The sequence below is a fragment of the Streptomyces ferrugineus genome, from assembly GCF_015160855.1.
In the GTDB taxonomy this organism is placed as follows: Bacteria; Actinomycetota; Actinomycetes; order Streptomycetales; family Streptomycetaceae; genus Streptomyces; species Streptomyces ferrugineus.
In genome coordinates, this window is the sequence record NZ_CP063373.1 from 5,196,523 (window position 1) to 5,216,970 (window position 20,448).

Consider the following 20,448-nt stretch of genomic DNA (forward strand, 5'->3'; position numbering starts at 1 on the left):
GCCAGAGGGAAAACCGATCCGCGCTTTGTGCACACCGAATCTGAACAAGCAAAATGAGCAGAATTGTCTTTGCTTTCTGAATGCGCATAAACGCGCCAGTCGTTGCGCCGCGGCGGTAATCACATGTCCAATTGGGCGACCACCCGCCCGGTTCCCGGACAGCGCCTCGGCGGGTGGCCCAGGCAGAGGTGGACCCGGGAGTGCGGCAGGAGTAGAAAGGTGCCATGGCTCAGGTGCCGGGCCGCCGCCCGGTTTCTCCGGATGCCCCGGCCAGGGACGAATCCGCGAGCCGGCAGCGCGGCCGTCTGCGGTCGGTGCTGAATGTGCACAGCGTGATCGGCCAGATGTTCGTCCTCCAGTTGGTGATCATCCTGGGGCTGGTGGTCGCGGCCGTCGTCCTGCTGGTGCTGACCCTCCAGCGCGAGAGCACCCGTGACGCCAAGGACCGCTCCCTCGGCGTCGCGCAGGCTTTCGCCCAGGCTCCCGGAGTCGCCCAGGCCCTGCGGTCACCCGACCCGACAGCCGTGCTGCAGGCCCGGGCCGAGGCGGCCAGGGAGGGCTCCGGCATCGACTTCGTCGTCGTGGTGGACCGGGACGGGATCCGTCGCACGCATCCGAACCCCGAGCTCATCGGCGAGGACAACGACGAGGACATGAGTCCCCTGCTCGCCGGCCGGACGATCCAGAGCGAGACGACCGGCTCCCTCGGCCCGCAGTACCGCGCCTTCGTCCCCGTCCGGGCCGCCGACGGAGCGGTGGTCGGCGCGGTCAGTGCCGGCGTCACCATCGAGAACGTCGATGACAGGGTCGCGCAGGAGATCCCGGCCCTGCTGGGCGCGGCCGCGGGCGCGATGGCCCTCACCGTGGGTGGCGCGGCGCTCCTCAGCCGACGGCTGCTCCGTCAGACCCACGGCCTCGGCCCGACCGAGATCACCCGCATGTACGAGCACCACGACGCGGTCCTGCACTCGGTACGGGAGGGCGTGGTCATCGTCGACGGCGCCCGTCGTCTGCTGCTGGCCAACGACGAGGCACATCGGCTGCTCGACATTCCTCCGGACGCGCAGGGCCGCCGGACGGACGAACTCGGGCTGACGGCACCGGTCGCCGAACTGCTCGCCTCGGGCCGGGCGGCCACCGATGAGGTGATCTTCGCCGGAGGACGGCTGCTGGCCGTGAACCAGCGGCCCCTCGACCGGTACAAGGGCCCTCGGGGCAGCGTCGTGACGCTGCGGGACTCGACCGAGCTGCGCGTGCTCGCCGGAAGGGCGGAAGCGGCGACCGAACGCCTCAAGGTGCTGTACGACGCGAGCGTCCGGATCGGTACGTCCCTCGATGTGACCCGGACGGCGGAGGAACTGGCCGAGGTGGCAGTGCCGCAGTACGCCGACTTCGTCTCCGTCGATCTCGCCGAGCCGGTGCTGCACGGCGACGAGCCCGTGGGCGCCGAGAAGGAGCTCAGGCGCACCGCGGTACGAGGCATCCGAGAGGACCCGCCGTTCTATCCCCTCGGGTCACTGATCGAGTTCGTCCGCGCCACACCGCAGGCTGTTGGCCTCAACCGCGGCAGGGCCGTCCTCGAGACCGACCTGGCCGACGCCTCCGGACTCTGGGCCCAGGACGCCGAACGTGTCCGGCAGATAGTCGACTACGGCGTCCACTCCCTGATCACCGCCCCGCTCTACGCCCGTGGAGTGGTACTGGGCGTGGCGAACTTCTGGCGGTCACAGCGCTCCGAGCCGTTCGAGGACGACGATCTCGCCCTGGCGGAGGAACTGGTCGCCCGCGCCGCGGTCTGTATCGACAACGCCCGCCGCTACACCAGGGAGCACACGACAGCAGTGGCGCTCCAGCGCAGTCTGCTGCCCCGCCGGCTGCCCGAGCAGAACGCCGTCGACATCGCCTACCGCTACCTGCCGGCGCGGCAGGGAATGGGCGGTGACTGGTTCGACGTCATCCCCCTGCCGGGGGCCAGGGTCGCGCTCGTGGTGGGCGACGTCGTCGGGCAGGGCCTGTCCGCCGCGGCCGCCATGGGCCGCCTGCGTACGGCAGTGCGCACCTTCTCCTCGCTGGACCTGATGCCCGACGAACTCCTCGCCCGCCTCGACGAACTGGCCGTGGGCGAGGAGACCCGGGAGGCCGACGACGCGATCGTCGGCGCCACCTGCCTGTACGCCGTCTACGATCCGGTCGCTCGCCGCTGTGCCCTGGCCCGAGCCGGACACCCCCCGCCCGCGCTGACGCTTCCCGACGGAACCGTGCGCTACCTCGAACCGCCCGCGGGTCCGCCGCTGGGCGTCGGCGGTATGCCCTTCGAGGCCACCGAGACGGAGGTGCCGGAGGGCAGCAGGCTGGTGCTCTACACGGACGGTCTGCTCGAGCACCGCGACCGGGACATCGACGTGTGCCTGGACACCCTGGCCGGCACCTTGCGGGATGCAGACGGAACGCTCGAGGACACCTGCGGTGCGGTGCTCGACGCCCTGCTGCCGGAGCCCCAGCGCGACGACATCGCGCTGTTGGTGGCCCGTACGCACGTGCTGCGAGCGGACCGGATGGCACGCTGGGACGTGCCCCGTGACCCCGCGGCCGTGGGCCGGGTGCGCAATGCCGTGGCCGACCAGCTGACCGCGTGGGAGCTGGACGAACTCGGCTTCGTCACCGAGCTGGTCCTCAGCGAACTGATCACCAATGCCATCCGTTACGCCTCGGGCTCGATCGGCGTCCGGCTGCTCCACGACCGCAAGCTGATCTGTGAGGTGTCCGACGGCAGCAGTACCTCACCTCGCCTCCGGTACGCGGCCACCACGGACGAAGGCGGACGCGGTCTGTTCCTCGTGGCGCAGCTCGCCGACCGCTGGGGCACGCGCTACACGGCGGAGGGCAAGGTCATCTGGGCTGAGCAGACGCTGCCCTCCCGGACGGCGTGAGTCTCCTGTGACCGCAGCCACGGTCATGCCGTGGACGGGCCCCACCGTGCGGGGGACGAGTCATGCCGCCGCCCGGCCCTGGCGGACCAGTACCTGCCGCAGGGCGTGCAGCAACGCCTGCGCGCGGGGATCGCTGGTGACATTGGGCTGCAAGGTGTTGGTGACATAGGCGAAGGAGACACCCAGATCGGGGTCCGTGAAGGCGAGCGTGCCGCCGCGGCCCGGGTGTCCGAAGGCCATGGGCGACGTCATCGGGGAGGCGGGACCGTGCAGCATGAAACCCAGCCCGAAACGCGTTCTGCTGAGCAGCACCTGATCGGCCCCCGCCGTGTGGAGGCGGCGTGCCTGGGCCAGCGTCCGCCGGGTCAGGATGCGCCCCGCGGCCAGGGCGGCGTAGAAACCGGCGAGTCCACGGGCGGTGGCGATGCCGTTGGAGGCGGGGAGTTCGGCGCTCCACCAGGCGGGGTCGTTCTCGTCGGGAGACGGGGTGACGGTGGCGAAGGCCCGGCGGGTGAGCGAGTCGGCGTCGGAGTAGGCGGCGGCGACGCTCGCGCGCGGACGCGTACGCAGCGCCCCGCCGGACACGTGCGGTGATGCGGCTGCGGCGACCCGTCCGACCCTGTGGTGGTGCTCTGCCGGGAGGCCTATCCACACGTCCAGGCCGAGCAGGTCGGTGAGGTCCTCGGCGAGCACCGTGCCGAGTGAGCGCCCGTCCACCCGGCGGACCAGCTCGCCGAGCAGCCAGCTGAAGGTCTGGGCGTGGTAGCCGTGGGACGTACCGGGTTCCCACAGGGGGTGCTGTGCGGCGACGGCCGACGCACCGGTGATCTGGTCCCCCGCCCGTGCCCGGTCCAGGGCGTGGTCGAGGGCGGCCAGACCGGCCTGGTGGGACAGCAGCTGACGGGTGGTGATGCGCTCCTTGCCCGCGGCGGCGAACTCCGGCCAGTGATCGGACACGGGAGCGTCCAGATCGATCAGTCCCCGGTCGGCGAGCAGCAGCACCACGGTGGCGGCCACGCCCTTGGTCGCCGAGCGCAGGACCTGGACCGTGTCGCGGGTCCACGGCCTGCCCTCCCCGGCCGGGGCGTCGGCGTCTGCCGTGCCGCCCCACAGGTCGACGACGAGTTCGCCGGCACGGTGGACGGCGACGGCCGCGCCCCGGTCGCCGCGCTCTACGAAGTTGGCTGTGAAGGCGTCTCGCACGGCCCCGAATCCCTCGGCCGTCGCGCCATGAACGTGCGGTCCCTCAGCCGGTCTGTCAGCAGCCCCGGGTGGCAGCACGGTGATCACTTCCTTGCTCATAAACCGTTTATGACGGTGGGGCCTTTTCGCGGAGTCGAGACAATGGCACCGTTGCGTATTGCTCTTCCGGTCGGCAGCCCTTTCGCTTCTGCTCGTCCGGCACGGTAGATGCACCGCATACGGCGCCACCAGAGCGCTATTCATTGAGCGGATTACGAGCGTAAGGATCTTTGCGCCCTATTCGCTCGTTTCGCTTACTCCGCCGCGCGCAGGTGCCTGATCGGCATTTAGCGCATACTGCTCCCGGACCCACCTCTTGTTGACGCGCGTTTCGCCGCCTACGGTCGTCCGGGCCGCGGCACCCTGGGTCGGCTCATGGGCGAGTGCGGTGGTATTTCGAGTCCTGACGCCGGGAGGCGCGTGATGATCGACGTGCTGGTGGTGGACGACGACCACCGGGTTGCCCGCGTCAACGCGGCCTACGTCACCAAAATCCCGGGCTTCCGGGTCACGGGCCAGGCGCACACGGCCGCGCAGGCGCTGGGCGTTCTCGAACAGGGCACGATCGACCTCGTGCTGCTCGACCACTACCTGCCCGACGAATCCGGCCTCGCGCTGGTGCGGCGGCTGCGGGAGCACGGGCTGCACTCGGACGTGATCATGGTGACGGCGGCACGGGACATCGCCACCGTGCAGGCGGCCATGCGCCACGGCGCGCTGCAGTACCTGGTCAAGCCGTTCACCTTCGCCGGACTGCGCGTCAAGCTGGAGGGCTACGCCGCACTGCGCCGGACCCTCGCCGACGCCGGTGAGGCCGAACAGCACGAGGTCGACCGCATCTTCGGCGTGTTCGGTGGCTCGGCCCCGGACGCGGCCACCCTGCCGAAGGGCCACTCCACGTTCACCGTCGAACGAGTGAGAGAGGCGCTGCGGACGGCACCGGGCCCGCTGCCGGCCATCGAGGTCGCGGCGCAGGCCGGCCTCAGCCGTCAGACGGCCCAGCGCTACCTGCGACTGCTGGAGCGCGCAGGCAGGGTCCGGATGAGCCTGCGTTACGGCGAGAGAGGCCGCCCCGAGCACCTGTACACCTGGGTGGCTCCGCAGGGCGAGCAGCCGCATCATGACCCTCGCCCGATGCTTCGCCGGGCTTGAAGCCGGTTCCGTGAGCGCTGGCAACGACGGTTCCGTAGGCGTCGAGGTCGAATCCCGCGGAAGCGAAGAGCACCTCGGCGCGGCTGATGTCGATGTAGCGTTCCAGGTCCTGGGCTTGTTCGTCGGTGACCGGCAGAGCGACGGTACTGGCTCCGACGGTGGCGCGCAGCGCGATGAAGGAACGGATGGGGGCCACGGCGGCGATGTGTGGACTGTGCGTCGTGAAGATGAGCGAGGTGCCGCTGCGCAGCAGGTAGCCGAAGAGGTGCCGTTGCAGGCTGACGTGGAGGTGTGCTTCGGGTTCTTCCACGGCCACGAGGGTGGCGACGAACGTCCAGGCGTCCCGATCCGGCCAACGTCTGCCGGACTACTACGGCAGGTCTTCCCGGGCGAGCAGGCCTGCGGCGGCACAACATGATCCCGGCACAGCGGAACGCGTACTTACCCGGGATCTCGTCGTGTCGATCGCTCGCCGCTCGACGTCAGCAACCGCAGTGGTCCGGAGCTCGTGTTCGGCGTGCCCTATGGCTTGTTGTCGGCTTGAGGGCAGTTCCCTCCGGGAGTCGTCCGCCGGCATCAAGCCCGGGGCGCCCTCTACCACGGCGGCGCGTGAACGGCGGAATACCCGCGCCGTGACGGCAGTGGGCACACCACCATAAATAGAACACATATTTCGCTAGCGAATGCATGTCCATTTCTCATCGCTCACACGGCTCTCACGGAGTGTCTCGGCTGCTTGGGCCGCTACGCCGGCGGCTATGGTCCGGCCGCGGTCGACAGAGCGTCCGGATGAGCTGGGATGTCCGGCGCCCCGGCGGGCAACGGTTGAGAGTCTGCACGAGTGAAGGACGGTGGCGCATGGCACGGTCGGGTCGTTGCTGGACAGTCCGGCTGGTCCCCAAGGGGCGTCCGGCCGAGGGCACGAGTGTTATCGACTGCTCGGCACCGCTGTGCAGACCGCCTGGTGAACGCTACCGCGATCCGCGATCCGCCCGGGCAGCGGCGCTGCATCATATCCGCGCGCACGTGCAGCAGATCCGAGTGTCCACGACGGGTGTCTGCCGCTGCAGGGCCGCGGGCTGTGCCTGGCATGGCGGCCGCCGCAAAGGCTGTGGTGGTCCGGTGGTCCTTGTGCTGGTGCCCGGTGTAGCGGACCGGGTGTGGACGGTCGCCGAGGTGTGTTCGGAGTGCGCCCGCGTTATCCCGCGCAGCGCCGTTCTCAAGAGCGGCGCCGCTCCGGTCGGGTCCCCACCGGATCAGGTGAGCGGCAAGTCGCGTGCGCGGAAGCCGGTGAGGGCTTTGCCATGTCCGGTCTGCGCTCAGGAAGGTGCGCTTCAGGCTCGCCGCACGGCCGTAACCACCCCGCCGTCTGCGTGGGTGCCTTCGGCAGCGGAGGCTGCCGGCGTCGGGGCCGTGGTGCGGCAACTCAGCGAGGCCGGTGCCGGGCGATCTGCGCCGGCACGGCTGCTGGCGTTGCTGCTCGCTCTGCGCAGTGGCCACAGTGGCACGGCCTGGCTCACGGCCGAGGATCTCCAGCCGCATCGCACCGGGTTGTCCGAGACTGCCGTACACGAACTCCGTGCAGACGGCTGGCTGCGCAGCCCCGTTTCGACGCCGACGTCCGAGGCGCCGGTCATGGCCTGCGCGCTGACTGAGAACCGCCTGGGATTGCAGACAGGGCTGTCCCGGCACTGCGGCCGGACCGTGGACGACTGGGTGTGGCGGGTGGCCAGCCACCCGCTACTGCGGGGCCTTCGCGCGGATGTGCGTCTGGCCGCCGTGTATCTCATGGCACGCGGCCACCGGGAGCACACAGGTCAGGTGCGCCCGCGGCTGCTTGCCCGACACTGCGCTCACCCTTCACCCGAGGACGGCGCTCAGGCTCTGCGGGTGCTGCTCGGCGCGGGCTGGCTCGGCGTGCTGCACCTCAACTGCGGGTGGAGGCAGCCGGCGACCTATCAACTCGCCGACAAGGTGCAGCCTCTCCTCCCCCACGCCGCCTCGGCCGTGACGTCGGGTGGCAGCAGTGCGATCAATGTGGCCGGGCAGGAGAGGGCGATGGCGGCCTGGACTCACGCCTACTACCGCCGCCACCGGCATTCACCGACGCTGCGGGACGTTCTCGTCGCCCACTGCGCGCAGGATCCGGGCGGGCCGTGGAGCACCGGTCAACTGGCGGCGGCTGCCGATGTGTTGCAGTCCGCGGGCTGGCTGGAGGTCGACGGCATGGTGGACCACCTCGTGCGGCCGGGGCCGCGCTACCGGCAGCGGATGTCCGCGCCCGTGCGGCGCAAGCGGCATGCTCTGTCTCCGCGTATTGAGAACCGGCCGTTGCCTTCCGTGCGCCGTGCCGTGCGGGCGCCCGCCCCTTCGGGCGGGGCGCCGCAGCATCCGAGACCGGGCCTTCCGCCCCACGCATCCCGGCACCAGGACCTGCCTGTGTCCGAGGAGACGGTGACGCCCAGGGGGATCTGGCTCATCCCTGGTGCTCGCTTCGTCCTGCAGCAGGAGCAGGCGTGAGTATCCCGCGACGGTCGGCCCACTGCAGGGACAGGAGGGGCAGTCTGCCCACCTGCACGGGACAGCGAAGTGAGCGGGCCCGCTCGTCGCCTGGCGGGTCGGGGCTGTTGCCGGAAGCGGCATCTGGCAGTGAGGAACTGCTGTTACTGTGCCGGAAGTTGGAGGATCAGACTTTTGTGGCTGCGGTGTTCGCGCGGTGCAGCAACGCTTCTTGGTTTGCCCCGCCCCGAGCACGCCGGCCGTATCCGGCTCGTGTGGAGGCTGCATGACAGCACGCGCGTCAGCTCCTCTGGGCAGCCTGGCTCCCGCGGCCGTGGCGGGTCGGGTGTTCTTGCAGGTCGGTCACCGGCGGGCTGCTCGCTACCGCGACCGGGTCGATGCGTCTGTGAGCGGCCTGGTGTTGACGGGGGACGGGGCGCTGGCCAGGGCCGGGCAACTGCGGGAGGAGGGCTTCGAGGCGGCGCTGCTGGTCGACGAGGCCTGCTACCGGGAGGCCGAGGCCTGTGAGGAGGCGCCGTTCCCGGTCCTGGATGACGGGCCGGCGCCGTTGTTCGGGGATCCGCTGGAGCATCAGATGCTGGCGCATCTGGCGTTCGCGGACGCGGCGTTGGCGCCGACGGGATATCTGCGTGCCGGGGCGGTGAGGGCGCTGGAGGCGGCGGCTGTGCGGGTGGCGCGGCTGGGTGATCCGCGGGTGGTGCTGACCGTGCCGGTCGATGCGGGCTGGTTTCAGGCAGAGCTGCTGAAGCAGCTGACTGATGTGCTGGGGCGGTACCCGGGGCCGAAGGCACTCATCGTGGGTGGCTCGCTGCCGGGTACGCCGGCCGGCGTGGCGGGACTGGTGCGGCTTCTGGATGCAGTGCCGGACGCAGGGGTACTGCGCACGGGGCTGGGCGCGTTCGGGGGTCTGGCGCGGGGTGCCGGGTTCGCTGCCTTCGGCGCCGACGGCAGCATGCGCCGTGCCGAGCCGCCGGAACCGGCCAAGGAGCCTTCGCGGGGCGGCCCGAGCAGCCCGATGGTTCTCTTCCCGGAGCTGATGAACTTTTCCCTCGGTCTCACTCTGGCCAGACGGCTGGGCGATGAGGTCCCGGCCTGCTGGTGCGAGCAGTGCCAGGGCGAGGACCTGGGCCGGTTCACGACCATGGAGCATCAGACGGAGGCCGCCGGGCACAATGCCGCCGTCCTGATGGAGTGGATAGCGCAGGTGTGTGCCATCGACGTGGCGGGGCGAGGCGGGTGGTGGCGCGAGCGGTGTCGGCAGGCGCTGGACAAGTACCCGGTGTGGAATGGCCGCATCCAGCATGAGTCGGGATTCACCCCTCCTGCGGAGCTGGCCGCATGGGCCGAACTCCCGGCCCCTCAGGCGGCGGCGTCGCGTCGTGGCTGAGCGGGGGTGTCAGGGCAGGCGGGCGTGGAGTTGCTCGGTGAAGTGCCAGGCGACGGCGGTGTGGCGACGCGGCCGGTAGGGCTCGGGCAGCAGCGCCCAGGCGAGGCCGTCGGTGGCGGGTTCGAGAATGCCGATACCCAGGTAGGCGGCGCGCATGAGGAGGTCGTCTCGCGCGGGGGCCGGGGGGTCAACGAGCAGGGCTCGGCGGGTGAACGTGCGGAAGCGGCTGGCGCGGGCCAGCCCGCCCTCCCAGTGGGTGCTGCGGGCGCGGACGACCGCCAGGTCGACGGTCAACGGGCGGACTGCCTGCCGGCAGACGTGATCGCCGGTGAGGGTCACGGCGCCACGGGGCAGCTTGGGCAACTTGGCCTGCAGCGCCTCGGGCAGTGAGTGAAGCGGGATGGGGATGTCGGCGGGGAGCTGGAGCAGGGCCGTGAGAGCGCCGATGCCCAGGGGGGCGGCGTCCTGCTGGCGGCGGCGTTCGCATTCGAGGTGGTCGCGCCGGTAGAAGACGAGTGTGTTCCGGCTGCCTTCGAGTGTCATCTCTGCGGTCTGTACGCCCTCGCCCACCAGGAGGGCCGAGGCGTGCTCGACGAAGGCCCGGGTTTGCGCTGCCGGTGCCATGCCGGCCTCCTTCGTTCCATGTGCTGATGGTGGTTGTTGCGAGCTAGGCGGCGTTGCCGGGTGTGCGGTGTTCCTGAAGCCGGGCGACGGTGGCGGCCAGTGACTGCCAGGCCTGGGCGCTGCCGCGGCGCCGGTACCAGCGGCGCCGCTCCCCCGCCACCGGCGCGATGCGCTCGGCCAGGCCGAGGGTGATCAGGGCGCGCGCCGGAGGCAGGTAGACGCTGGCCGGCACCTGCTGGGTCAGGGCCAGGTCGCCCAGGCAGACACCGTCGTCGCCGGCGGCGGCCAGGGCGGCGATGAGTTCGGCCCGGTAGCGGTTGCCGAAGATCCCTGCCGACAGGCGCCGCAACTCCTCCGCATGCTGCATGATTTATTTATCGCGAATCGCGAATCATTTGTCAATACAGGCAAGTTGATGTTGGCGGGTACCTGGACGTAGGGCGCGATCTATGACGCACGGGCGCCGGGTTGATGCTGTCCGGAACACGCTGTACGGACGGGGCCGGCGAGCGGGCGGTGTGTTATGAGGTCTGGCAGCCCGCCCGTCGGCAGCCGCTCGGGCACGCGGCGGGCGGCAGGCGAGGGAGCGTTCATGGCACGGGAGTTACGGGTTCTCCACCAAGACCAGTACGGAGTGCGGCGGACACGGCCGGCCGAGCGGATGGCAGAGGTTCCGCTGACCGAGCGGGGCGAGGTGTGGCAGCCGTCGCGGCACCCGTCCCAGCGCAGCATCGTCACCTGGTGGTGGGCGGCGACCAACAGGCGGCTTGTGGGCTGTCGGTCGCTGGACCGGCTGTCGATGGCGATGCTGCTGGATTTCCATCCGGGGGTGGTCGACTTCAGCGCCTGGGCGGCGCAGCTGGTCTGGCGGGAAAAGGGCCGGCAGCGGCAGCTGGTGCCGGACTTCTTCGTGCGCACCGCGGCCGGTCAGACGCTGGTGGTGGCCTGCCCGCCGCAGACGGGACCGAGCGGCAGGTTCGAGCGGCAGCTGGCGGTGCTGCGCGAGGCCTGTGAGCAGACGGGCTGGCAGCTCGCCGCGCCGCGGCTGCCGGGAACGGTGGCGCTGGTCAATCTGCGGTGGGTCTCGCGCCGCCGCCATCCCCGGTACGGCGACGCGGAGGTGGAGGCAGCACTGGCGCGGTCCTTCACCCGGCCACGGCCGCTGATGGAAGGCGTGGAGGCGTGCGGGGTGCCGCGGACGCTGGCCCTGCCCCGGCTCTACCACATGCTGTGGCACCGTCGGCTGGGCGTGGACTGGAGCGTGCCGCTCGGTCCCGGGGCGGCGGTGGGGCCGCTGGCTGCGGGCGAACCGGACGCGGTGCGCCGCCCGTTGGCGACGGAGCAGCCGTGACGGCGGCCGCAGTGGAGCGGGCATCGCTGGTGGTGCGGCGCGCCCCGCGCGGGGTGCTGGTGCGCGGCGACCAAGTGCGCTGGCGCGGAAGCCGGTACACGGTGGCCGGTCTGGACGGGGCGAAAGTACTCCTGGTTCCCGGCGGCGGAGGGCAGGATCCGGTGTCGGTGCTGCTGGCCATGCTGGCCTCGGCTGCGGACTTCGCGGTCCTGGACGAGGCGGGGCAGCCCGTCACGCAGGCCGAGCTGCCCGACTTCGCTGCCCTGGAAGGCATTCCCGCACATGCGGCGCAGGCGGCGCAGCAGTGGTGGCGGGCGGTCATCGAGGTCGATACCGGGCTGCCGCCGGACGCGGCTGCGGGGGCGCGGCCGCGGCCCATGTACAACCCGGCCACCACCACGTTCATCGAGCGTTACCAGGCCAAGGCGGCGGAGCTGCGCGCGGTGCTGGGCTGGTCGGTGTCCTGGCAGACGGTGCAGGCCAAACGGCTGGCGTACCGCAAGAAGCGCACGGTGGCGTCGCTGGTGGATCAGCGCAGCACCAAGAAGCAGCGGCTGTACGGGCTGACCGATCAGCGGGTGGTGGACCAGCTTCTGTTGCTGGTGGACCGGCAGCGGCGGCGGCAGGATACGCCCAGCGACGCGCGCAAGTTGTTCAAGCAGCTGCGCCGTTCGGTGCGTGCCGCGCACGGCGAGTCGGTCAAGGTCCCGGCCGAGCCGACGCTCTACAAGCTGCTGCAGCGGCTGGGCATCGACGCGAGGGACCTGGGCGGCAGCCGGGGTGCTCGGGGCCAATCGGGTGCGGGGTCGGTGCCGCCGTTCTCGGTGACGTCGGCGACGATGCCGGGCGAGCTGGTGCAGATCGACTCCACCGATCTGGACATCTGGGTGCTGGGCGATGACGGCCAGCCGGCCCGGGTCGAGCTGACCTGCGCGGTGTGTGTGGCGACCCGCAGCATCATCGCCGCGGTGGTGCGCCCCAAGCAGCCGGGCCGGCGCGGCAAACGACGCAAGGGCGGACAGGGCGGGCTGGTGGGAGCCCCGCGCCGCAAAGGCCGGGCGACGAAGGCGGTGGACGCCTGCGAGCTGCTGGCGCAGGCCCTGGTTCCGGTGCCGATGCGGCCCGGTTTCGACGCGGCCGTCCACGCCAGCGCATCTGCCCTGCCCTATGAGGAACTGGTCGCCGTCGATGCCCGGTTCGCGCAGGCCGCTGCCCGGCCGGTGATCATCCCGGATCTGATCGTCATCGACCACGGCACGGTGTTCGCCGGGCGGACCTTCTTCGACGCCTGCGAATACCTGGGCATCTCGGTGCGGCCGGCCCGCAAGCGCACCGGTCAGGACAAGTCGGTCGTGGAGCGCACCTTCGGCTCCATCAAGTCGATGTTCAGCCAGCACGTGAACACGTACACCGGGAACGATCCGGTGCGGGTGCGGCGGACGGTGGACGGCGAGCGGCTGTGGACGCTGGCCGAGCTCGACGACATGCTCCAGCAGTGGATCGCGCTTGAGTGGCAGAACAAGCCGCACCCCGAGCTCGCCGACCCGTACGACGCCTACCTTCCCGAGCTGACGCCGAACGAGATGTACGCCGCGTGCGTGGCCGTCGAGGGCTACCTGCCGATCCCGCTGGCCCAGGACGACTACCTGCGGCTGCTGCCGACCGCGTGGGTGGGAGTGAGCCCGCAGGGTATCCGCTTCAAGAACCGCACCTATGACAACCCCGAGCGCGATCCGAAGAAGGGGCTGAACCCCTGCCGGAAAACCCGTTCAGGACTGCGGGGCAAACGCAAGGGCCGGTGGGAGGTGCGGTATACGCCGAACGACCCGTCCCGGGTATGGCTGCGCGACCACCACAGGAACGAGTGGGTGGAGGCGACATGGGTGCACCAGCACGTGGTCGGGCGACCGTTCACGCAGTTCCTATGGGACATCGCCGCCTCCCAGCATCTGGAACGTGGCGGCCGCCTCGACGACGAGGAGGCGATCGCCCACGCGCTCGCCGATCTGCTGGAGCGTGCCGCCCAGGGCCCGGACCGGGCTGCGCTGGTGCAGATGCCCGACGGCTACACCTCCGTGCCGCCGCCGGCGCCCCCGGCGGAGTTCGACCCGTATGCGGGTCGCGCCCCGCTGGATCGGTCCCAGCTGCTTCCCGACCCTGACTCGGAACTGGGCGACGGCCCCCTGGTCTTGGACGACACCGGCCTGTACGCGACGAGTCCGGCGGGGGCAGCCATCGACTGGGAGAGCGGGCCGGCGGCGCCGGATGCCTCCCTCGCGGCGTGGGAAGGCGTACAGCCCGGTGAGGCAGCCGGCGAGGAGGGCGAGGACCTGACGGCCCGGTATCGCAGGATTATCGCCGAAATCCGCCAGACGCCCCCCGACGGCGACGGCGAGGATGACGACCCAGGCAGTGAGTGAAACCACTCTTGCGGCGAGACCGGCCGCCAGCACCCTGGTCGGCAGCAGCCGGGCGACGACAGACGGAGGAGGAGCGTTGGAGCAAGATCTGACCAGCAAGGAGCAGCGGCTGCTGCGCAGCGTGAGCGAGGCACAGGAGATGTTCCTGGCCCCGCCGGTTCCTTTGTGGCCGCAGGACTGCTTTGCCTGGCGGCGACTGGCCGCCACGCTGTCGAAGCCACCGGATCTGGCTGACTGCGCCCCGCACGGCACCAAGGTCACCGAAAACGACAAACGGCTGCTCTACCACGGGCACATGGGCACGGTGATCACCCCGGCGATCACCCGGGCACTGCGGGTGGTGGCCCAGCAGGTCATGTCCAACCGGCAGCGCACCGACGGCAAGATCGGGATCACCGTGGACGGCCCGCGCGGCACCGGCAAGAGCGCCCTGCTGCAGTGGATCGGCGTGCACTGGGAGCGGCGGCTTGCGGAGCTGTACGGGCCGGACGAGAACCGGATCCCGGTCATCCCACTGAGCGTGCCGCCGCCGGTGCGCGGCAACGTGCGCAACTGGGCCGGCGCGTTCGCCCGCTTTCTGGGCCAGGAGCGGGAGAGCGGGGATCCGACGGAGTCGGTCATCCGCGCGATGCGCAACGCACGCACGCTGCTCGTCCTCATCGACGGCATTGAGCGGCTGCGCACCGCCGTGGACGCGGAGCTGACGTTCCAGTACCTGGATGTGATCGGTGAGGAGACCGGCGCGACGTTCATCTACTGCGGGCGCGGTGCACGTTCCATCGTCGATCCTTTCATCCGGGACAATGACACCCCTCTGGAGCGGGACGAGCAGCCGTGGGGCGATCATCCGGTGCTGCAGACCAGCAGGATCGGCTTCAGCGACGAGGAAATGCGCACGTTCGCCACCATCGTCGACCGGTTCGACAAGCATTTGCGGCTGTACCGGCACACGCGCGGCGACCTGTTGGAACTGTCGCAGGAACTGCACAAGCGCAGCCGCGGATACATGCGCGCACTGTCGCACTTGATCTGCCAGGCAGCTCAGAAAGCGATCCGTTCTGGGGAGGAGCGCATCACCAAGGATCTGCTGGACACGATCCAGGTCGGCGGTGTCGTGCGGCTGTGAGGTGCCCGGCTCCCCTGTCCAGCCGGGGTGCCGTGGTGGATACCCCGGGGGCCGTCGACGCTGCTGCGGCTACGGGCCGGGGGGCGGCTTGGGGCGCTTACGGCGTCCCAGCTTGGGGTCCCAGACCATGCGCAGCGCCTCAAGGGCGTGGCGCTGTTCCTCAGTGAGCCGCTCGGGGTGCTTGCGGCATTGGTGCACCCACTCCCCCAGCGCATAGGGCGCGGACCGGCGGCCGTCGCCGGTTCGCCCCTGCTGCTCACGGTGGTGACGGGGCACGTTCGCGTGGCCTTCGCGGGCCAGGAACACGGCGAGGTAGCCCAGGCCCACGTAGAAGGCGTGGCGTTCGGGATCGATGGAGCTGTCGTGGAACACGCCGTCGGGCAGGGGCGGGATGCGCAGCTGAAGCAGCAGGTCCTGCTGCTGTTCGTGCAGGTGGAAGAAGTTCAGGCGTTGGCGGTGGATCCAGTTGACCGTCGAGCGGTCCTGATCGCTCGTCCCGGTGTCGTCGTGCATGTCCAGCCGCCAGCGGGAGGCGCGCACCAGGGCCTGGGCGCGGACGTACTGGCGCTGCCAGTCGCGTGGCCAGGGCGCGTTCCAGTACGGGTCGATGGCGTCGAGCGCCTCGCGGTGAGCATCGGGCAGTTGGCCACTGGCGGCCTTGCGGCGCAGGGTGGCCAGCCAGGCACCGATCCTGTGGCCGCCGACGTGCTCCTTGACGGGGGCACTGAGGTGGCCGTGCTCGGCCGCCCAGGCGCGGGCCCGCTCGAGCATGACGTCGAACGTCTGCTCAGGGGCGGCCCACAGCATGCCGAGCGCGTCCAGGGCCTGTTCGTGTTCGTCCGGCAGCCGGTCCAGCAGGTGGCGCAGACGGAGGTTGGCCAGGCACTCGCCCAGAGCGAAGCCGTCTTCGTCGATGTAGTCGCCGGGGACGTCGAGATGCCCGAAGCGGGCGCGGTAGGCGGTGGCGGCGGCATGGGCCTGCTCCCAGGTGCCAACAGCCGGCAAAGTGAGCTCCAGGCCCAGGGCACGGGCCAGCTGGGCGGCGCGCTCGGGGCGGGCGTAGTAGTGGGCGCGTTCGGCTGCAGCCGGGTTGCGCGGGCGAGTGCGGGCGGGCAGGGCGATGCGGTCCATGAACGACTCGTCGTGGGAGCGGAGCGCCTGCAGGAGGGTGATCAGGTTCGCGAAGGCGGAGTCCTCCAGCAGGTTGGTGGTATCGGCCCCGCGGCGCAGATACACGGGGATGACCAGGGTGGTCTTCTTCTGCGCTCCGGGCGGCTGGCGCAGGCCGCGGCCTATGCCCTGCACGGCGTCGATGACGCTGTAACGGGGATCGACGAAGATCACGGCGTCGACGTCGGGCATGTCGACGCCCTCGTTGAGCACGCGCACGTTGGACAGCACCGCGCATTCCCGGTCGGGGTCGGCGAAGTCCTCCAGCAGGTCGCGTCGCCACTCGCCGGACTGCTTGGAGTGGATCGCCTGCGCCCACAGGTTCTCGATCCTCAGCTCTTCGCCGACTTCGAGCGCGGTCTGAGGCAGGGAGGCGGCGAAGGCCTTCGCCCATGCGATGCGGTTGTGGAAGAGCAGGACGCGGCGCAGCCCGTGCTCGGCGATCGCCCGCAGGACGGCGACCTGCATGGCACCGTTGCGCAGCCCGTTGTGGTGCGCGGTGGTGTTCGGGCGGCGCTCGGCAAGGATGGCGTGCAGGTCTGCGTCGTCGACGATCGGCATGACGACCTGGTAGTCAGCCAGAATGCCGCGCTCGATGGCCTTCGCCATGCCCAGTTCGAATACGGTCGGGCCGAAGATCTCCCGGTGGTCCATGGTGGCCAGCGGGATGCGTTCCATGAACGGCGTCAGCTCATCAGGAGCCGGGGTGTCCCAGACGCGGGGCGTGGCGGTCATGTAGAGGCGGATCTTGGCGGGGATCGCCGCGTCGTCGTGGATGGTGCCCCAGCCGTCCCCGAAGGCGGAGCAGGTGCGGTGGGCCTCGTCGGCGATCACGAGGTCCCAGGGCGCAAGACCGTGCTGGTCATGGGCTTCCTTGATGTGGTGCAGCGAATCGTAGGTGGCGAACACGGTGACCGGGCCGCCCACCCGCATCGCCCGGGCGATCGCCCGGGCTCCACGGGTCATCAACGCCTCGCCCGGGGCCAGTCCGCTCTCGGTCTGGCGCAGGGAGCAGACGCCGAGGGCCAGTCCCGGATGGCCGGTCTCACGCCAGCGGCGGGCGGTCTGCGTCACCAGGGCTTTCGTCGGCATCAGTACCAGCACGGCGCCCTGAGGGGCCAGACGCTGTGCGGCCTGCTGGGCGATCAAGGTCTTGCCGGTGCCGCACGCGGACACGACCGTCATGCGCTGCTCTCCCGCGGCCGCAGCGGTCTCGATCGCGGCGAGCGCCTCGATCTGGTGGTCGCGTAACCTCACACCGCCTCCTCAACCGTGCCGCCGGCCTTGAGATCGCGGGAATGTACCCACTCGGCGGGCCCGCCCGGGCACGCAGCAGGCACTTTCAGCCAATGTCTGGGCCGGGTGAGGCGTGATGGCCAGAAGAGGAAGCGCGTAACGGCGTGGCGTCGTAGACAAGGAGGGACCTGCGCGAGGAGGCCTTTCGTTTCCCGGCATTGTTGATGACATCCGAACCAGGCTGGCCCGCCGAGGGCACCGCGATCGAAAAGCGAGGCGAGGAGGCCATGACGGCGGCCCGAACTCCCCGCAGCACCACGGGCAGAGCGCGCCGTACGAAGAGATGGAAGCCGGCGCGGCGGCTCGGGCTATCCGTGGTGCCGTTCATCGGCGGGGAATCGACCGGCTCCTACACGCGGCGTCTGGCGGACCTCAACGGCATCCCGGATGAAGAGTTCTGGCTCATGTTCGGCACGCCGTTGCGTCAAGACGGTGTGGTGGGTGATCCGCTGTGTGGCGACGGCTATCTCAACCGGGCCGCGCTGGAACGGCTGGCCGTCATGGCCCATCGCCCCGTGGCCCAGTTGCAGTTCGCTCTGCCGAACCTGCGCGAGCACCGGCTGCTGGAAGACAAGGGCCCGCCGGCGTGGGACTGGCCCTGGGACACGACCGGCTGCTTTTTGGTGCGGGTGTGTGAACTGTGCGCCCAGAACAAGCGCACCCGCCTGGAGGCGTACCTGGCCAGCGATGCCACCTGGCAGGTGTGCGTGGCGCACGGCCGCTGGCTGGACAACCGCCGCGAACCGGGCGCCGCCGCCATTGCCCTGACCGCGCTGCCCGAGGTCGTGAACGCCCACCGGCGGCGGCTGTATCTGGAGCGGCGTCTGGGACCGGGGGGCCGCGCCATGTTCGCGGACGCCTACGCCCTCACCTCGTGCTGGTGGAACATCCCCGCCCTCAACGCGCCGGTGTGGCAGGCTCGCAGACGGGTGCTGGGGCGGGCCGGGCGCGACGAACTGCGCGTCGCCCCGCTGCTGTTCTACCCCGAGGCGGTCCGCCTGGCCGAGGCGTTGGCCGCGCGGGAGCGGCGGCGCCTGCGGTACACCCTCACCCCACAAGAGGACGGCTGCTGGCTGGAGCAGGTCGCGCTGCTCCTGGACGAGTGGGGCATCCCGGTCGCCGAGGCATTGGAACTCGTCAGTATCTGGGCGTCACGGCATCCCCTCCTGCCCCGGCCACGCCGCGCGGGACCGTCTGCGACACAGCGGCCGGCCCGCGGCCGCTACCGGCGCCTGCCGATGGCCGGCCCGCACACCGACGAGTCGCTTCAGGCAACGCTCGGCGAGCGCTCCTGTCTGCCATGGCAACTGGGCGAGATGATCACCACCGAACTGGCCCCCGCGCCCGGAGGCTGGCGCCTGGGCGGCCGTGCCTGACGTCGCCCTGGCGGGGAGTGTCAGATGTTCACGGTGTTGAGGAGTGTGCCGGCACGGTCGTTGTCGATGGTCTCGACGGAAGCGGTGTAGACGGTGCCGGGGTTGGAGGGTGGCGGGGTGCTGGCGGCTGGGTCGCTCACTTCGGGTGCGCGGGTTGCGAGGAGGTCGTAGAGGTCGGGCATGTCGGCTCCGGGGTGTCGGTAGGGGTGCTGCCGTGCACTGTGCACAGCAGCACGGTGAAGAAGATCAGGGCAGAGGCGATCGCGAGCGTCGCTGCGTCCCGGAAGACGGTGAGGAACGTCCTGACGGTCTCCTCTCCGGTGCTGGCGTTGTGGACGTATCCGGCGGCGAGCTGCTTCTGGAGCGGTGGAGTTCCTTGTGCTGCCAGGGCGGTGTCTATCCGGGCCAGGACGGCTCGTCCGGTCAGAACCGCGGCGGTTCCCGCGACCGCCAGGACGGCAAGGCCGCATGACAGGGCCCAGGCGGCGATGAGCGCCCAGTGCTCGGAGAGCACTTCTTGCGATCTGGCGATGAGCGCGGCGGTCAGGGCGAGGGAGACCGTGGCCAAGGCGCCTGCCCGGTTGCGGATGCGGTCCAGGTCTGCTGCCTGCCGATCGAATTGGCGGCGCCCTTCCTCGATCAGCAGGGCGAGGTCCTCCGGCGGGAGGTGGTCGAGGCTGCCGGTGTAGGGGGCAGGGTCGGCGAAGGTGGGCAGCGGTCGCCCGGGGTGCAGCAGGGCCGCGCAGTAGTGGAGGTAGAGGCGGGCTTCGGCGAACCGGCCGGTGACCGTCGGCATGTCAGGCGCCCTTCAGCCAACCGGCCAGGCAGTCTGCGATCTGGGCCGTCATGCTGTCGGGCAGGAAGAGCCACTGTCCGCCGGGGTTGAGGTCGAGGAAGGCGGGGCCGGCCTCGTCAACGACCCAGTCCTGGCAGGTGAAGCCGGTTCCCAGGCGGTCGGCCAGGTCGAGGGCGGCTTGTTCTGTATCCCGCCACCGGGAGGTCGGGCGGAAGGCGTGGTGCGCTGATGTGGACTGGCGCCAGTCCAACGGGAGCCCGTCGGCGTCGAGTTCGGCGGCCCAGGCCCGGCCGGCGACGGTGACGATCCGCAGGTGGGTACGGGCGGTGAGGCATTCCTGCGCCAGGAAGGGTGCGTCGAGCAGGTCCGTGCCGGCCAGGTCGGCCGCGGTCACGGCCTGGGCGGGCACGACGCGCTCGTGGCCGTCGTCTCCCGTGAAGTTGCCCGGCCCCAGCGGTTTGACGACGAACGGTTCACCGAGGGCGTCGGCCAGGACGGCGGGGCTGGCGCTGATGGCGGTTTTGGGGGTGCGCAGTCCGGTCGTGCGGGCCGCCCGGTACTGGACGATCTTGTTCTCGGCGGCGAAGAGCGCGTCGACGGGGCACAGCCAGGTGAGCCTGTCGTCCCGCAGGAGGGCGGCCAGTAGTGCCGTGCGTGCGGCGAGTCGGGCAGCGGCGTGGCCGCCCAGGACGGCGCCCGTGTCCCAGCCCGCGGGGGCGAGGCGCCGGATCCACCCGCGGGCGGGATGCTGTGCGGACATGTGGACCGGTTCGCCGGTGCGGTCGAGCAGCGTGCTGTGCTGGGGGTTGAGATCGCGCAGTGTGTTGGGAAGGGAGGCCGCGTCGACGGTGACGGTGCCGTGTCGGGGAAGCCGGTCAAGGACCGCGGCCATGTGCGGGTCCGTCGGGTCACCGATGAGCAGAACGGACAGGGACCTGCTCGCGGATGACGGCGGGCCGGAGGGGCAGCCGCCCTCCTGGGGCGGGGACGATCTCACACATCAACCGTACATGCGTGCGACATTATGCCTGCTGCCGGCGGTGCCGAGGCGGCTGATC

Annotated in this window: 14 protein-coding genes and 1 pseudogene; 8 read left to right on the forward strand and 7 right to left on the reverse strand. The window is 70.7% G+C overall.

Annotated features, from left to right (window positions below):
* Positions 1 to 224: 224 nt before the first annotated feature.
* Positions 225 to 2,930 carry a SpoIIE family protein phosphatase gene (locus IM697_RS23580; RefSeq protein WP_407699547.1) on the forward strand — a complete coding sequence of 902 codons (2,706 nt, stop codon included), beginning with the start codon at positions 225 to 227 and terminating at the stop codon, positions 2,928 to 2,930.
* A 60-nt stretch (positions 2,931 to 2,990) separates the two neighbouring features.
* On the opposite strand, the gene IM697_RS23585 is transcribed toward IM697_RS23580, so the two are convergent.
* Positions 2,991 to 4,133, reverse strand: coding sequence for a serine hydrolase domain-containing protein (locus IM697_RS23585; RefSeq protein WP_322734528.1), 1,143 nt, complete (start codon positions 4,131 to 4,133; stop codon positions 2,991 to 2,993).
* Between the two features lie 462 nt (positions 4,134 to 4,595).
* Between IM697_RS23585 and IM697_RS23590 the strand changes: the two genes are divergently transcribed.
* Positions 4,596 to 5,324, forward strand: coding sequence for a response regulator (locus IM697_RS23590; RefSeq protein ID WP_194037993.1), 729 nt, complete (start codon positions 4,596 to 4,598; stop codon positions 5,322 to 5,324).
* A gap of 259 nt (positions 5,325 to 5,583) precedes the next feature.
* Here the strand turns inward: IM697_RS23590 and IM697_RS45965 are convergent.
* Positions 5,584 to 5,640, reverse strand: a pseudogene (locus IM697_RS45965) (hypothetical protein); the annotation flags it as partial.
* 1,097 nt (positions 5,641 to 6,737) lie between these two features.
* Here IM697_RS45965 and IM697_RS23600 point away from each other — a divergent pair.
* Together IM697_RS23600 and IM697_RS23605 are read left to right on the forward strand one after the other, a co-directional pair.
* Positions 6,738 to 7,844: a hypothetical protein gene (locus IM697_RS23600; protein ID WP_194037995.1), complete on the forward strand. Its 1,107-nt coding sequence runs from the start codon at positions 6,738 to 6,740 to the stop codon at positions 7,842 to 7,844.
* Positions 7,845 to 8,109: 265 nt separating this feature from the next.
* Complete coding sequence (locus IM697_RS23605; protein WP_194037997.1) at positions 8,110 to 9,231, forward strand: hypothetical protein; 1,122 nt, start codon at positions 8,110 to 8,112, stop codon at positions 9,229 to 9,231.
* Positions 9,232 to 9,240: 9 nt separating this feature from the next.
* On the opposite strand, the gene IM697_RS23610 is transcribed toward IM697_RS23605, so the two are convergent.
* Both IM697_RS23610 and IM697_RS23615 read right to left on the reverse strand, forming a co-directional pair.
* The gene (locus IM697_RS23610) at positions 9,241 to 9,855 is read right to left on the reverse strand and encodes a hypothetical protein (protein WP_194037999.1); all 615 of its coding nucleotides are present in this window, start codon (positions 9,853 to 9,855) and stop codon (positions 9,241 to 9,243) included.
* A gap of 43 nt (positions 9,856 to 9,898) precedes the next feature.
* Complete coding sequence (locus IM697_RS23615) at positions 9,899 to 10,222, reverse strand: hypothetical protein (protein WP_194038001.1); 324 nt, start codon at positions 10,220 to 10,222, stop codon at positions 9,899 to 9,901.
* Positions 10,223 to 10,447: 225 nt separating this feature from the next.
* Here IM697_RS23615 and IM697_RS23620 point away from each other — a divergent pair, with 225 nt between their 5' ends.
* From IM697_RS23620 to IM697_RS23630, 3 genes are read left to right on the forward strand one after another with little or no spacing between them, the layout of a single operon-like run.
* Complete coding sequence (locus tag IM697_RS23620; protein ID WP_194038003.1) at positions 10,448 to 11,206, forward strand: TnsA-like heteromeric transposase endonuclease subunit; 759 nt, start codon at positions 10,448 to 10,450, stop codon at positions 11,204 to 11,206.
* Positions 11,203 to 13,626 carry a DDE-type integrase/transposase/recombinase gene (locus IM697_RS23625; RefSeq protein ID WP_194038006.1) on the forward strand — a complete coding sequence of 808 codons (2,424 nt, stop codon included), beginning with the start codon at positions 11,203 to 11,205 and terminating at the stop codon, positions 13,624 to 13,626. Before IM697_RS23620 ends, IM697_RS23625 begins: the two co-directional genes overlap by 4 nt.
* Positions 13,604 to 14,752 carry an AAA family ATPase gene (locus IM697_RS23630; protein WP_228044130.1) on the forward strand — a complete coding sequence of 383 codons (1,149 nt, stop codon included), beginning with the start codon at positions 13,604 to 13,606 and terminating at the stop codon, positions 14,750 to 14,752. Before IM697_RS23625 ends, IM697_RS23630 begins: the two co-directional genes overlap by 23 nt.
* A 69-nt stretch (positions 14,753 to 14,821) precedes the next feature.
* Here IM697_RS23630 and IM697_RS23635 read toward each other — a convergent pair whose 3' ends face one another.
* Entirely contained in the window at positions 14,822 to 17,179 is a 2,358-nt protein-coding gene (locus IM697_RS23635) for a DEAD/DEAH box helicase (protein WP_194038010.1), read from the reverse strand.
* A gap of 266 nt (positions 17,180 to 17,445) precedes the next feature.
* Between IM697_RS23635 and IM697_RS23640 the strand changes: the two genes are divergently transcribed.
* Positions 17,446 to 18,594 (forward strand): hypothetical protein, encoded by a 1,149-nt coding sequence (locus IM697_RS23640; protein WP_194038012.1) that lies wholly within the window; start codon positions 17,446 to 17,448, stop codon positions 18,592 to 18,594.
* Positions 18,595 to 18,730: 136 nt separating this feature from the next.
* Here IM697_RS23640 and IM697_RS23645 read toward each other — a convergent pair whose 3' ends face one another.
* Both IM697_RS23645 and IM697_RS23650 read right to left on the reverse strand, forming a co-directional pair.
* On the reverse strand, positions 18,731 to 19,390 hold the full coding sequence (locus IM697_RS23645; RefSeq protein WP_194038014.1) for a hypothetical protein: 660 nt from the start codon (positions 19,388 to 19,390) through the stop codon (positions 18,731 to 18,733).
* Position 19,391: 1 nt separating this feature from the next.
* Positions 19,392 to 20,387, reverse strand: a complete 996-nt coding sequence (locus IM697_RS23650) for an ATP-grasp domain-containing protein (protein WP_194038016.1) — start codon at positions 20,385 to 20,387, stop codon at positions 19,392 to 19,394.
* Between the last annotated feature and the right edge of the window lie 61 nt (positions 20,388 to 20,448).

Coding starts and splice junctions, on each gene's coding strand:
- IM697_RS23640 (WP_194038012.1), top strand. CDS start 17,446: ATGACGGCGGCCCGAACTCCCCGCAGCACCACGGGCAGAGCGCGCCGT.
- IM697_RS23590 (WP_194037993.1), top strand. CDS start 4,596: ATGATCGACGTGCTGGTGGTGGACGACGACCACCGGGTTGCCCGCGTC.
- IM697_RS23580 (WP_407699547.1), top strand. CDS start 225: ATGGCTCAGGTGCCGGGCCGCCGCCCGGTTTCTCCGGATGCCCCGGCC.
- IM697_RS23605 (WP_194037997.1), top strand. CDS start 8,110: ATGACAGCACGCGCGTCAGCTCCTCTGGGCAGCCTGGCTCCCGCGGCC.
- IM697_RS23620 (WP_194038003.1), top strand. CDS start 10,448: ATGGCACGGGAGTTACGGGTTCTCCACCAAGACCAGTACGGAGTGCGG.
- IM697_RS23630 (WP_228044130.1), top strand. CDS start 13,604: ATGACGACCCAGGCAGTGAGTGAAACCACTCTTGCGGCGAGACCGGCC.
- IM697_RS23610 (WP_194037999.1), bottom strand. CDS start 9,855: ATGGCACCGGCAGCGCAAACCCGGGCCTTCGTCGAGCACGCCTCGGCC.
- IM697_RS23645 (WP_194038014.1), bottom strand. CDS start 19,390: ATGCCGACGGTCACCGGCCGGTTCGCCGAAGCCCGCCTCTACCTCCAC.
- IM697_RS23615 (WP_194038001.1), bottom strand. CDS start 10,222: ATGCAGCATGCGGAGGAGTTGCGGCGCCTGTCGGCAGGGATCTTCGGC.